The sequence below is a fragment of the Nocardia sp. NPDC058114 genome (assembly GCF_042884695.1).
In the GTDB taxonomy this organism is placed as follows: Bacteria; Actinomycetota; Actinomycetes; order Mycobacteriales; family Mycobacteriaceae; genus Nocardia.
Genome location: NZ_JBHVTK010000007.1, coordinates 345,416 through 358,553 on the forward strand (window position 1 = coordinate 345,416; position 13,138 = coordinate 358,553).

9 protein-coding genes are annotated in these 13,138 nt (G+C 68.4%); 2 read left to right on the plus strand and 7 right to left on the minus strand.

What is annotated here, in order from left to right; genetic code table 11:
- Positions 1–30 precede the first annotated feature (30 nt).
- The 3 genes from ACFVVI_RS25910 to ACFVVI_RS25920 form a co-directional block, all read right to left on the minus strand.
- Positions 31–882, minus strand: a complete 852-nt coding sequence (locus ACFVVI_RS25910) for a 3-hydroxybutyryl-CoA dehydrogenase (protein ID WP_378991562.1) — start codon at positions 880–882, stop codon at positions 31–33.
- Positions 883–1,026: 144 nt separating this feature from the next.
- Positions 1,027–1,671: a Rid family hydrolase gene (locus ACFVVI_RS25915; RefSeq protein ID WP_378991564.1), complete on the minus strand. Its 645-nt coding sequence runs from the start codon at positions 1,669–1,671 to the stop codon at positions 1,027–1,029.
- Positions 1,672–1,700: 29 nt separating this feature from the next.
- Positions 1,701–3,266, minus strand: coding sequence for a flavin monoamine oxidase family protein (locus ACFVVI_RS25920; protein WP_387447283.1), 1,566 nt, complete (start codon positions 3,264–3,266; stop codon positions 1,701–1,703).
- Between the two features lie 240 nt (positions 3,267–3,506).
- Between ACFVVI_RS25920 and ACFVVI_RS25925 the strand changes: the two genes are divergently transcribed.
- Positions 3,507–5,000: an APC family permease gene (locus ACFVVI_RS25925; RefSeq protein ID WP_387447246.1), complete on the plus strand. Its 1,494-nt coding sequence runs from the start codon at positions 3,507–3,509 to the stop codon at positions 4,998–5,000.
- The gene (locus ACFVVI_RS25930; protein WP_378991566.1) at positions 4,997–5,737 is read left to right on the plus strand and encodes an IclR family transcriptional regulator; all 741 of its coding nucleotides are present in this window, start codon (positions 4,997–4,999) and stop codon (positions 5,735–5,737) included. Before ACFVVI_RS25925 ends, ACFVVI_RS25930 begins: the two co-directional genes overlap by 4 nt.
- A gap of 58 nt (positions 5,738–5,795) precedes the next feature.
- Here the strand turns inward: ACFVVI_RS25930 and ACFVVI_RS25935 are convergent, their stop codons facing one another.
- The 4 genes from ACFVVI_RS25935 to ACFVVI_RS25950 form a co-directional block, all read right to left on the minus strand.
- Complete coding sequence (locus tag ACFVVI_RS25935) at positions 5,796–7,289, minus strand: APC family permease (RefSeq protein ID WP_378991568.1); 1,494 nt, start codon at positions 7,287–7,289, stop codon at positions 5,796–5,798.
- Entirely contained in the window at positions 7,286–8,368 is a 1,083-nt protein-coding gene (locus tag ACFVVI_RS25940; protein ID WP_378991570.1) for a Glu/Leu/Phe/Val dehydrogenase dimerization domain-containing protein, read from the minus strand. The genes ACFVVI_RS25935 and ACFVVI_RS25940 overlap by 4 nt, the downstream gene beginning before the upstream one ends.
- A gap of 260 nt (positions 8,369–8,628) precedes the next feature.
- Positions 8,629–12,102: an indolepyruvate ferredoxin oxidoreductase family protein gene (locus ACFVVI_RS25945; protein WP_387447247.1), complete on the minus strand. Its 3,474-nt coding sequence runs from the start codon at positions 12,100–12,102 to the stop codon at positions 8,629–8,631.
- Between the two features lie 197 nt (positions 12,103–12,299).
- The gene (locus ACFVVI_RS25950; RefSeq protein WP_378633322.1) at positions 12,300–12,785 is read right to left on the minus strand and encodes an Lrp/AsnC family transcriptional regulator; all 486 of its coding nucleotides are present in this window, start codon (positions 12,783–12,785) and stop codon (positions 12,300–12,302) included.
- Positions 12,786–13,138 lie beyond the last annotated feature (353 nt).

Genomic DNA, 13,138 nt, shown 5'->3' on the forward strand with positions numbered 1-13,138 from the left:
AGGAGCACCTGGCTCCTGCGGGAATCAGCATTACTTCGCGTAGTCGTAGAACCCGCGACCGGTCTTGCGGCCCAGTCGGCCCGCGTCCACCATCCGGCGCAGCAGCGCGGGCGGGGCGAGGTGCGGCTCGGCGAACTCCGCGTAGAGCGACTCCGACGCCGCGAGGGCGATGTCGAGGCCGACGGTGTCGAGCAGCGTCAGCGGGCCCATCGGGTAGCCGCAGCCGCCCTTCATCGCCGCGTCGATGTCCTCGGCGGTGGCGTAGCCCGACTCGAGCATCCGGATCGCCGAACACAGGTAGGGGATGAGCAGCGCGTTGACGATGAACCCGGAGCGGTCACCGGCCTGCACGGCCATCTTGCCGAGGGTGTTCTTCACGTAGTCGGTGACGGCCACGGCCGCTTCCGGCGCGGTCACCAGGGTCGAGATGATCTCGACCAGCGGCATCACCGGCACCGGGTTGAAGAAGTGCACGCCCACGACCCGTTCGGGCCGCTCGGTCGCCCCGGCCACCTTGATCACGGGGATCGAGGAGGTGTTGGTGGCGAGGATGCCCTCGGGCTTGACGATCTTGTCCAGCTTGCCGAAGATCTCGTACTTGAGCGCCTCGATCTCCGGCGCGGCCTCGATCACCAGGTCACGATCGGCGAACTCGTCCATGTCCAGGGTGACGCGCACCCGCGCGAGCACCGCGTCGGCCTCGTCCTGGGTGATCTTGCCCTTGGTCACGCCACGGGCGATCGAGGTGGCGATCCGGTTCTTGGCCGCCTCGGCGAACTCCGGCTTCGTCTCGAGCACGAGCACCGAGCTGCCCGCCTTGGCGCACACCTCCGCGATCCCCGCGCCCATCGTGCCGCCACCGATTACACCGATCAACTCCACTGGAGAACTCCCAACATCGCATTGCCCTGGCTGTCCCGGAGATTATTTCACCCGGGCTGGCACTCAGTGCCACAGGCTGCCGGAACGTGAGCTATCGCACCAGCTGGACGCGACGCTGACCAGGGCATTCGTCAGCGAGCCGACTCACTTACCCGCCGGGTACACGGCGTCGACTTCGACCTCGACCAACCATCCCGCCACCGGCAGGCTCGCTACTTCCAGGGCGAAGCGGCTCGGTCGTGCCGCGTTGCGGACCAGCGGTGCGGCCGGGGCAGCGGTGCCGAGGGGGACCAGCTCGGTGTCGCCGGTGGTGAGGTTCGTATTGGCGAAGAACTGCCGGTAGGCGCGGTTCCAGCCGGCGTAGTCGGCACGGTCGGTGCCGGGCGCGTTGTCGAGGAACACTCGCATGGTGATCACGTCGTCCAGGGTCAGGCCCTGGGCTTCGAGGTTCTCCCGGATTCTGGCCAGCACCGACATGCCCTGCGCTTCGGTGACGGTGACACCGGCGGGCAGCTTCGCGTCCGCGAACTGCTGGGTGTCGATGAAGGATTCGGGGCTGCCCGTGGGGGCGGCCTTGTTGGTGGCGGTGGGGCCCAGCCCGCTGGTCTTGTAGACGGTAGCGTCGGCGGCGATCGTCACGCCTTGGGCGATCATCGGATTCGCCTGTCCCGCTTCGAGAACCGAAGTACTCGGCGCAGTGGACGGCTGCGACTCGGCCGGGTCGGCCGAGCAGGAGGTGAGGGTCAGCGCCGCGAGGGCCGTCGCGGCCAGGGTGATCGTCGTCTTCATGGTCGATACTCCTTGTCGGGGTGCGAGATTCAGGCGGCAACGCGGGCGTGCAGGGCGGTCACCACGTCGCGGGCGGAGGTGAAGGCGCCGTGCTGCCAGGCGATCGCGTTGGACAGGTGGTCGCCGGCGAAGTAGATGTGCTCGACGGGGGCAAGGAGTTTGGTGTACTCGGGGGTGGCCTCACCGCCGTGGGAATTGCTGCCCGACCACCCGACCCACGCGCCCTCGGAATACTTGGTTCGCCGCCAGCTGCCGGAGAACGACGAGGCGATGTCGGCGCGGTACTTGTCGCCGTGGATCGCTGCGCCCTCGTCGACGGCCTTCGCCAGACGTTGCCGGTGGGTGAGTGATTCGAAGGCCTGATGACGTTTGCCGGTGTTGTAGTAGCCGACCACCACGCCGCGGTCGCCGTTGTAGTGGTCGTAGGGGAACATGATCTGCGCGATGTCCTTGTCGGTATTGCTCGCGCCGCCGTAGATCCGGTCGTCGAGCTCCCACCAGCGGCGCGAGTATTCGATGCCGAGCTTGCCGGAGGACACCGGGATCGCGGCTTTCAGCGCGGTGAGCACGTCGGCGGGCAGGTTGTTGGCCAGGCGACCGACGAGATGGGGCGGCAGCGTGCAGATGCAGTAGTCGGCATCGAGGGACTTGCGCGCGCCGTCCTGGGTGTACTCGATCCGCACACCCTCGGGGGTGTTCTTCATCGCCGACACCTCGGCACCGAAATGGATGCGCTGCGTGCCGATCTCGCGCTGGAAGGCGGCGTAGATGCGGTCCATGCCACCGACCGGGGTCATCATCATCATGGCCTGGTCGTAGCCGAATTCGAAGCTGAAATTGCGGCCGAGACCGCTGCGGATCGTGTCGGACATCGGGAACGGTTTCGGCTGTTCGCCGAAGTTCAGACCCGCCCCGGGTTCGGAGGTGTAGCCGCGCCGCGTCGAGCCGAGATAGCGGCCGTCACTGGAGAGGTCGCCGAAATCGCGCAGGAACGACGACAGCGCTTCCTTGTCGGCGCTGGAGAGCACGTCGTCGAGTGCGCCCCGCGTCGCGGCCTTCTGCAGCAGCTCGGACATGTAGCCGTACATGTCGGCCTTGGCGGCGCGGTACTGCACCGACTGCCCGGAGATCGAGGTGCCGCTCTGATAGTTGACCAAGGTGGACGCGTTCTGGTTGCCGAACGGCTGGATCTCGACACCGAGTTCGCGACAGTAGTCGAGGGTGATGTGGCCCTGCGGGATTCGCGTGGCGCCCAGATTGAAGTAGTGCCCTTCGGCGAAGATGCAGCTCTGGGTTTCGCCGTTGAGATCGGTTTCGGTGGTGCCGTTGCGCACCGACCACACCCGTCCGCCCGCTCGCTTCCTGGCTTCGAGCACGGTCACGTCGTATCCGGCCTTGCCCAGTTCGTAGGCCGCGCACAACCCCGCGGGGCCGCCGCCGAGGATCGCCACCTTCGCGCCCCCGTCGCCCTTGCCGATGAGGTCGCCCATGGCGGGCGAGCGGAACGACACCTGCGCCGTGGCGGGCGCGAGGCCGAGGGTCGACATCGCGCCGTAGGCGAGGCCGGCACCACCGGTGATGCCGAGACTCTGCATGAATGATCTTCTGGTGACTGCCATGGGGTAGCTCCGTCCGCCGCGATATCCGTTCTGCGACAGCGTCCGTCGACGGTGGGTCGGTGCCGCTACGCCGCGGAAAACGTTCACCGATCGGCGAGTGAGATCCCCCGCGGTCGCTTTCTCGCTCGGTGACCATCGCCCCGACTCGCGCCCGCAATACCGCCGAAACCAGGTCTGGATATCCTCGCCCGCACCGACAACGCTGGGAGGTGTGTGGTGACGGCACTGGCCGACGCGGTCGCGCGCTCGTTCGCGGCCGGGGAACCCGAGCGCCCCGCGGTGTCGCCGTTGCGTGCGCTGGGGCGCAGACAACTGCCGGGTGTGGCGTTGCTCGGCCAGTCGATCGCGACCACCGCGCCCGCCGCGTCGATGGTGCTGTTGCCGGTCACGATGCTCACCCACAACGCCCTGCTGCCCGGCCTGGTGACGATCGTCATCGCGACGCTGGTCATCACGCTGATCGCGTACTGCGTCGCACAGTTCACCTGGCGCCTGTCCGCGGCGGGTGGGCTCTACACCTTCGTCAGCCACGGCGCCGGACCGCGTGCGGCGCTGACCTGTGGCGTCGGACTGCTCGTGAAGTACCTGGGCAGTGCGTCGCTGACGATGTATCACGGGTCGCAGACCGCTCTCGCCTTGGCAGCACAGCTGGGAATCACGTTGCGCGGCTGGCAGATCGGGGCCGTCTATCTCGTCATCGCGGTGCTGATCGGCGCGGTGCTGGTGCGTGGTGTGCGGTTCGCCGCGATCGCGATTCTGGCGGTCGAGGCGTGCTCGCTGGCCTTCATCATCGGCCTCATGCTGGTGTCGGGGCCTGCTGTCGCGATCACCCCGGCCGCGCCGAACGTTCCCGCGGTGCTGGCCATCGCGATGTCGGCGCTGTTCGCGCTCGCGGGCTTCGAGAGCGCCACGTTCTTCGCACCGGAGACGCGGCGTCCGCTGGTCACCGTGACCCGTACGGTGCTGCTCACCCCGGTGCTGTGCGGGGCGCTGTTCATCTTCGCGTCGTGGGCGGCCTGGTCCGGGCATGCGGGAACGGTGGTGAACGCGTATCTGCACGGGACGGCGAGTGGGTCGAGTCTGCTCGTGGTGATCCTGCTCGACGCGGGGCTGACCTGCTCGTGGCTCGGGTCGTCGATGGCTTCGTCGAACGCCGCGTCGCGACTGATGTATTCGATGAGTGTGGAGGGTGTGCTGCCGCGCCTGCTGAGCCGGGTCGGTCCGCGGTTGCGGACCCCGCACGTGGCGTTGGTGCTGATCATCGGCATCGTCGCGACGGCCGGTTCGGGTTTCGTCGCGCTCGACGGTGTGCCCGCCGCGGCCAAGACCGTCATGCGCACGGCGCTCGCGGTGTCCTACATCCTGGTCGCGGTGGGTGCGGTGCTGTTGCTCGGCCGTATCCGCGAGCGCAGCCGCGTCGACCTCGTCGCTGGCTGGGTCGGCAGTGGGGTGCTCGCCGCGGTGCTGGTCTGTCTGACGGTGTCGGACGCGAGCGACGGTGTGGTGGTCGCGCCCGCGACGGTGCTCGCGGTGCTGCTGGCCGGTGCTGCCTGGTATCGCTGGCTGCGGGACAGCTGTCCCGAAAGTCTCACGGCCATCGGTGTTTTCGACAGTCCCGAATCCACTGACGTGCTGCCCGGCGCCGGGGTGTTCGCCGTCAACGCCCGCGGCGCGATGGCCCTGGTAGGGGCGGACCGCGGCGAACAGTGACAACGACGACCCGCCGCGACGGCCCGACCGGGCACGAGCCGAGGGCTGTCCAGAAGGCCCTCGCTCTGCTCGAGGCGGTAGCGCAGCTGGGTTCGGGCGCCACCGCGAAGGACATCGCCGCGCAGACCGGCATCGCCCCCGCCACCGCGTACCGCCTCCTGAATCTCCTCGTCGCCGACGGCTACCTGGTGCGGATCGAGGACCTGTCCGGTTTCGCCCTCGGCCGCCGTACCCGTGAGCTCGCCGGGGCTGCCGCTCCCGAGCCCGTCTCCGGCAATCACCGGATCCTCGGTGAACTGCGCGCCCAGCTGCGTTTCGGCATCCATCTCGCCTCCTTCGCCGGCGGCCGGGTCAGGATGGTCGACAAGGACCCCGACCATGAGCTGAGTGGGGAGAAGGTGCTGCTCGCCTGCCCGCACGCCTCGGCCATCGGCAAGATCCTGTTGGCGCGGTACCCGGACTTCGCGGCCGAGGCCACCCCGCGCAAGGTCACCACCTTCACCATCACCGACGCCGCCGATCTCGCCGCCGAGCTACGCCGAGTCGCCGCGGACGCGGTCGCCGTCGAGGTGAACGAATGCCGCCTCGGCCGCAGCGCCGTCGCCGTCCCGATCCGCACCGCCGACGGCACTGTCACCGGTGCCCTGGCCGCGATCGGCAAGACCGGCCGCCTGCCCGTGCACGATCGCGACCTCATCGACTTGCTCACGTCGGCGGCCGATCAGCTGACACTGTGACCGCACACCCGAGGCCCGGCGATCCACCGAATCGCCGGGCCCCGGGTGTGCAGCGGGTCTATCGAACCGGTGTCAGTTCCGGTTCCGCGGAATCGGGTCGCCTGCGACCGAGCACCGAGTGCCTGCGCCCGTAGGCGAAGTACACGATGACACCGAGTGCCATCCAGATCACGAAGCGCAGCCAGGTCTCGATCGAGAGGTTGACCATCAGCCACACGCAGGCCAGAGCGCCGAGAACGGGAACCACCGGGACGAACGGAACGCGGAACCCGCGCGGCAGATCCGGACGGGTGCGACGCAGCACCAGCACCCCGATCGACACCAGGACGAACGCGACCAGTGTGCCGATATTGACCATTTCCTCCAGCGTGCCGAACTCGACGAAACCGGCCAGCAGTGCGCACACCACACCGACGAGCACGGTCAGCCGCACGGGTGTGCCCTTCTTGCCGGTCTGCGCGAGACCGCGAGGCAGCAGACCGTCGCGGGCCATGGCGAACAGCACCCGGGTCTGGCCGAGGAACATCACCATCACCACGGTCGACAGCCCGGCCAGCGCGCCGATGGCGATGATGTTCTTCACCCAGGTGGCGCCGTGGATGGCGAAGGCGGTGGCCAATGTGGCGTTGCCGTCGGCCAGTTCGGTGTAGGACACCATGCCGGTGAGGACCAGCGAGACCGCGATGTAGAGCACCGTCACGATCGCCAGCGACGCCAGAATGCCGCGCGGGACGTCGCGCTGTGGGTTGCGCGTCTCCTCGGCGGTGGTGGCGACCACGTCGAAGCCGATGAAGGCGAAGAACACCAGGCTGGCCGCGGCGAGCAGCCCGTACCAGCCGTAGCTGGTGCCACCGGAGCCGGTGAGGAAGGCGAACAGCGACTGGTGCATCCCCTCGGCCTTCTCCGACGGCTGCGCCGGCGGGATGTAGGGGGTCAGGTTCGACGGCTTGAAATACGTCGCGCCGACGACCAGCACCAGCGCGATCACACCCAGCTTGATCGCGACGGCGATGGCCGACACCCGCGACGACAGCTTGGTCCCGGTGGCCAGCAGCACGCCGACCACCGCGATGATCACCACCGCGCCCCAGTCGAACTTCACCGTGCCGAGGTGGAGCACCGGCGCCGATGATCCGAGCACTTCGCCGAGGTACTGTGACCAGCCCTTGGCGACCACCGACACCGCGAGCGCGAACTCCAGGATCAGATCCCAGCCGATGATCCAGGCGATCACCTCGCCGAAGGTGGCGTAGGCGAAGGTGTACGCGCTACCTGCCACCGGCACGGTCGAGGCGAACTCCGCGTAGCACAGCGCGGTGAGCCCGCACGCGATCGCGGCGAAGACGAAGGCCAGCGACACCGCCGGTCCCGCCACCGTGCCCGCGGTGCGCGCGGTGAGGGTGAAGATGCCCGCGCCGATCACGACCGCCACACCGAAGATCGTCAGGTCCTTCGCCGTCAGATCCTTGCGGAGCTTGGCATCCGGATCGTCGGTGTCCCGGATCGACTGTTCGACCGACTTGGTCCGGAACAGGCTGCTCTTGTTCATCATCGCAGCGACCTCGGAATGGCATCGAGACGGCGCTCGGCGAATCGGTTGGCGGCGGCGCCGGTCCCGATCCCCTCGGTGATGGCGGCGGCGATGATCTCGCGGCAGCGCGGGTAGATGTCGGCGACCTCGGCTTCGACCTCGGCCGGGGTGGCGGCGCGCAGTTCACCGGCCACCTGGATGAGGCCACCGGCATTGGCCACGAAATCGGGCACCCAGGTGATGCCGCGGTCGGTGAGCGCCTGCTCGACCTCGGGTGTCGCGAGTTGGTTGTTCGCCGCACCGCAGATGAGCTTCGCCTCGATCGTCGCGGCGCTCGCCGCGGTGAGGGTGGCGCCCATCGCGCAGGGGGCGTACACGTCGACCGGCGCGGTGGACACTGTCGACAGCAGCCGGACGGCGGGCAGTTCGTCGGTGATGCGCCGCAGCGCCGCCTCGTTCACATCGGTCACGCAGACCTCGGCGCCGTCGGCGAGCAGCAGGGCGGTGAGTTCGCGCCCCACCTTGCCGACACCCTCGACGCCGACCGTGCGCCCGGCCAGTGTCGGTGCGCCCCACACGAACTCGGCTCCGGCGCGCATCGAGTGGAAGACGCCGAGCGCGGTCAGCCGGGCACTGTCGCCGCTGCCGCCCGCGCCGACACTGCGGCCGGTGACGTGGCTCGTGTGCCGACCGATGACATCCAGATCGTCGGTGTTCGTGCCCACGTCACCGGCGGTGATGTAGCGCCCACCGAGGGTTTCGACGAACCGCCCGTAGGCGGCGAGCAGGTCCTCGCTCTTGTGGGTGGCCGGATCGCCGATGATCACCGCTTTGCCGCCACCGAGATCCACCCCCGCCGCCGCGGCCTTGTACGTCATTCCCCAGGACAGTCGCAGCACGTCTTGCAGAGCCGCGGATTCATCGGCGTACGGGTAGAAGCGGGTACCGCCGAGGGCGGGGCCGAGTGCGGTCGAGTGGATCGCGATGATCGCCTTCAGCCCGGATCTGTCGTCCTCGCAGAACACGACCTGCTCGTGGGCGCGGGCGCTGAGCTCGTGCGATCGGCCGAAGACTCCTGCTTCGGTGTGCGCAACGGTCACTGTCGATTTCCTTTCCGGTTCCGCGCACCAGGGTTGTGCCCTGGGCTGCGGGGTTGTGGTGCCGCGGGTCCGCGGCAGTTTCAGTTGTGCCGCTGGTGCGGCGACGTAGTGGTGGCGCGGGTGCGCTGCGGCGCGGCGATGTGCTCAGCCGCTTGCCGCGGCGGTGCACGTCGCAGTGGCTGGGTTCGTGTGGCGGTGAGGACGTGGTCGAGCGAACGCGGAGGTGGATGGTGCCGTGGGCTCGGTGGCAACGTCTCCCGTCAGGAGTCGATGCCGAGCTCGCGCAGCTGTGCGCGGTAGAGCTCGACATTGCCGAGCTTGATGTCCTCGTAGCCGCGCACGACGTCGGTCAGTGCGGCTGCCGCAGTGGCTGTTTCGTAGTTCTCGGTGGTCAGATCGTGTGCCAGCCGACGCACCATGTCGGTGTAGTGGGCCAGCAGTTCGCGTTCGACCTTGCGGACATGGGCGTAGCCGAAGGGGTCGAGCCTGGTGCCGCGCAGGAACTTGCCCTTGGCCAGAACCTTCAGCGCCACATGCGACTTCGGCCGCAGACCGATCTTCTTGTCGCGGCCCAACGCACGCAGCATCGGCGGGTGCAGCTTGTAGGTGAGCTTCTCGCCGCCGGGTACCTGGGCTTGCACATCGGCGAGGAAGTCCGGGTCCACGAGCAGCCGAGCCACCTCGTACTCGTCCTTGTAGGCCGTGAATTTGAACAGCCCCCGCGCGACCGCCTCACTGAACTCGGTGCGCTCGGTGACCGAACGTTCTGCCGCCCAAACGGATTCGACCGTCTCGAGGTAACGGTGTGCCACCTTCGCGTTCTGGTAGCCGATCAGCTGAGCCGCTCGCAGTTCCACGACCCGGCGCACCTCGCCCTCGAAGCTGGTGTTCGCCAGCAACTCCGCGGGCGCCACCGGCTGGGTGCGCCGCGGTCGGCCTGTGTCGACCGCCGCCGCGAACGCCGCCGGATCGGCGACGGCGACCCGCCCCCACCGGAACGCCGCGATGGTGGCGTTCACCGCGACACCGTTGATCCCGATGGCCTCCTCGATCGCCGCGACCGGCAGGCGCAGCCCGCCGTTCTGGACGGCCGCGCCCACGATCAGGAAATTGGCCGCTGCCGTGTTCCCGAACAGCGTCAGTGCCGCCGCGAGCGCGTCGAAGTGACTGATCGAATTCGTCGCCGTGGCAAGCCGATCCAGCAGAGTGTCCGTCGCGGGGTAGGCCACCGACTTGTCGAAGACCATGTCGCCGGTCGGGGTCTGGCTCGTCGACGCCACTGCCACGGTGCTCGCCGCGTCGCCGTACTGGAGGTAGCGGGGGTCGGTGGCGGTGAGCAGGTCGACGGCGAGCAGGCAGTCGGCGCTGCCGGGGGTGAGCCGGTTGGCCGGCTCCAATTCCGTTGTGGAGAACCGCAGGTGGGACAGCACCGGGCCGGCCTTCTGGCTCAGGCCGATCTGGTCCAGGCTCTCCACCTCGTAGCCTGCGCGCAGGGCGGCGGTGGCCAGGACCTGGTTCACCGTCACGATGCCGGTGCCCCCGATTCCGGCGATCAGCACGTTCTGCGTGCGGGTCGGCGCGCCCACGCCCGGATCGGCCACGGCGGGCGGCTCGACGGGTTCGCGCCGCTGGGACTTGCCCTTGGCCGGATCCACCTCCACCGTCACGAAGGACGGGCAATCGCCGTCCAAGCAGCTGTAATCGGTGTTGCACGAGGTCTGATCGATGCGGGTCTTGCGCCCGAACTCGGTCTCGACCGGCTGCACCGACAGGCAGTTCGACTTGGCGCCGCAATCACCGCAGCCCTCACACACGGCCTCGTTGATCACCACCCGGGTGTTGCGGGTCGGCAGTGTTCCGCGCTTGCGCTGCCTGCGGGCGTCGGCGGCGCAGTGCTGGTCATAGATCAGCACCGTGACGCCCTCGATCTCGCGCAGCAGTTTCTGCGCCTCGTCGAGCCGGTCGCGATGCAGGAGCAGCGTGCCCTTCGCCAGCGCTCGCTTGCTGTGCCGCTTCGGCTCATCGGCGCAGATGACGATCTTGCGGACACCCTCGGTGGTGAGTTTGTGGGTGAGCTGCGCGACGGTGATCCCACCCTCCACGTCCTGGGCGCCGGTCATCGCGACGACCTCGTTCCAGAGCAGCTTGTAGGTGATGTTCACCCCGGCCGCGACGCAGGCCTGGATCGCCAGCTGCCCGGAATGGAAGAAGGTGCCGTCGCCGATGTTCTGGAACAGATGCGGCACATCGGTGAACGGCGCCTGCCCGATCCACTGGCTGCCCTCACCGCCCATCTGGGTGAGCCCGGTGACCGCGCTGTCGGTGCGCCCGGACATGGTGACCAGCGTGTGACAGCCGATGCCACCGCCGCCGATCGAGCCGTCGGGCAGGGCGGTGGAGCGGTTGTGCGGGCAGCCGCTGCAGAAATAGGGCGTCCGCTTGGCGGAGAGAACCTCCAGTGGAAGTGCCGGGGGCGCTGCCCGTTTCAGCTCCACCTGTCCGCGCAGCACCCGGCGCAGCGGCGCCAGCAGCCGTCCGGCGGTGAGCTCGCCGTCGACCGGCATCAGGCGCGCGCCGCGCTCGTCGCGCTTGCCGAGCACGCGCGGCGCGTCCGGGGTGCCGTAGAGGATCTCGCGGACCTGCGTTTCGATGAACGCGGTCTTGTCCTCGACGACGATCAACTGCTCGAGCCCGCGGGCGAACTCGGTGAGCGCGGCCGTGCCCAGCGGATAGGGCATGCCGATGCGCAGCAACCGGATTCCGGCGCGGTGCATGCTCGCCTCGTCGACACCCAGATCCAGCAGAGCCTGGCGGACCGCGTCGAAGGTGGTGCCGGTGGCCGCGATCCCCACCTTCGCCTCGGCCGGGTCCACCTCGACGACGTCGAGAGCGTTGGCCGCACCGTAGGCGTGCACCGTCGCCCAGCGTGGCCCGTAGAGGTCCGCTTCGGCGAGCACGCTGTCGGTCGGCGCCGCCATCGGTCGCTGTCGATAGACGAAAGGCGTTCCCTCCCACTGCACTTCGGGCACCGTCAGGGCGAGGTCGGCCACGCCCTCGTCGACCGTCCACGCCCCGTCGGCGACATCGGCCACGATCTTCAACGCCACCACGCACCCCGAGGCCCGCGACATCGCGATGCCCTGCATACCGAGGGTGATGATCTCCTCGGCATTGCGCGGGAACAGAACGGGCACCCCCATCGCGGCCAGCGAGCGTTCGCTCACCGCGGGCACGGTCGACGATTTCGAGGCCGGATCATCGCCCACCAGCAGCAGCACGCCGCCGCGCGGATTCACGCCGTACATGTTGGCGTGCCGGATGGCGTCGGTCGCGCGGTCGACGCCAGGACCCTTGCCGTACCAGACACCGACCACGCCGTCGTGGGTCGGCCGCCCGGCGGGCAACTCGGCCTGGCTGCCCCAGACCGCGGTGGCGGCCAGTTCCTCGTTGAACCCGGGGACGAAGGTGATGTCGTGCTCGGTGAGTACCTCCGGCATGCCGAGCAGCATCTTGTCCACCCCGCCCAGCGGGCTGCCCTGGTAGCCGGAGACGAACGTCGCGACGCGGCGACCGGCGCGAATATCGCGCACATGCTGTTCCACCAGCAGCCGGGCGATGGCCTGGACCCCGGTCAGCAGCACCGGGCCCGCGCCGGAGCGGTAGCGATCGGCGAGGTCGTAGGGCGCGGCCGGCTCGGCCGACGGTCGAGCAGTCGCACAGACGACGGTGGTCATGAACGCCTCACCACACTTTCCACAACCCAGATCGTGAGCTGCGCAACGAAGGAACTTGCTATCGGTGCTGCGAAATGTGCCGTGGAGGGCAATCGGTGTCAACAGTCAGTCGAATAGTTGATCAGTCTGCTCAAAAGTGATCTGTACCACTGAGCTGGATGTATCAATCTGCTCGAGCGCGAGAGACCTGGGTCACATCACGGCTGATTCGTCCGGTTCGTCAGATGCTCGACCAGTGGCAGGCTCCGATACCCGATCGGCGTGGCCAGGGCGAGCATGGTCTCGGTGTGGTTCACGCCGTCGATGGCGTGCACCCGCTGGATGATCTCCAGGAGATCCTGCTGCGATTGCGCGGCGATGCGCACCAGCAGATCGGCGCGGCCGGTGGTGGCGTGCACCTCGAGGACGTGCGGGAACCCGCGCAGCGTCTCGATGATCGGATCCATCTTGTTCTGATCGAGTTCGATGCCAAGGAAGGCGTGCACCGCGAACCCGATGGCCTGCACATCGATATCGGGCGGATAACCCCGTACGGCACCCGATGCCTCGAGCCGCTTCATCCGCGCCTGCACGGTATTGCGGGCGACCCCGAGTCGCTGCGCCAGCTCGAGAATCGGCGCCCGCGGGTCACGGGCCAGTTCGGCCAGCAACGCGGCATCGAGCGCGTCGAACTTGATGGTCATGGGCGCATTCTGACACGCACCGAACCCGGGAACCGCACACCTGATCTCAGCCGTGCCGGGTCGGCCGGTAGACGAGTTCCTGGATATCGCCGTCGAGGCTGGAAAAGACATCGAACGTGTACGTGGTCGCCTCTTACCTTGCTTGCGAAAAAGGCGCACAATTATTCCGTACACCGGCTTCAAGGTTTGCGCCCGGTGGGGAGTTGAGTGCTTGCCGGGCAACATCCGGGGCGGGCATCCTCCGTGATGGCAACGTCCTCGTATCGGGCTGTGACGGCTGGTTTCCGTCGGCCCGAGCGTCACACCGTGCTGAACGCCGGGCGTGGCGAAGGCTGCCTGTAGTGACGAGCCCC